Annotated in this window: 1 pseudogene; it reads right to left on the bottom strand. The window is 67.9% G+C overall.

The features are described 5' to 3' along the window. Nucleotides 1-39: 39 nt before the first annotated feature. A pseudogene (locus NE591_RS13295) lies at nucleotides 40-368 on the bottom strand (4Fe-4S dicluster domain-containing protein); the annotation flags it as partial.

The following is a 368-nucleotide window of genomic DNA, read 5'->3' as shown; positions in this document are numbered from 1 at the left end:
TAGTGCGGAGTCGCTTGGTATTCACAGCGCAGGCCTCCTTTAGGCTTCGAGGGGACGGACGACGATGGCGCGCTCGGTGGCCCCGGCGGAAATGGAGCCGTTCTGCAACGAGACGCACACGCACTCGCAGGCGCCGCAGCCGTTGCACGCGTCGTTCAGCACGTAGGGGCGGTTGTTCTCGTCCAGCGCCATGGCCTCGTACTCGCAGGCGTCGTAGCAGAAGCGGCAGCCGATGAGGCGGTAGGCCAGACACCGGTCCTGGTTCAGCTCGGCCAGGCCCAGCACGCCGGTCTCGGGGGTGCTTCCCGGTTTCAGCGCCTCGGTGGGGCACGACGCCACGCACAAGGGCTCGCCGCCGTTCTCCTCAG

Source organism: Adlercreutzia sp. DFI.6.23, from assembly GCF_024462535.1.
Classification (GTDB): Bacteria; Actinomycetota; Coriobacteriia; order Coriobacteriales; family Eggerthellaceae; genus Adlercreutzia; species Adlercreutzia rubneri.
The sequence above is the reverse complement of the archived record's forward strand: the minus strand, read 5'-3'. Positions and strand labels throughout refer to the sequence as shown.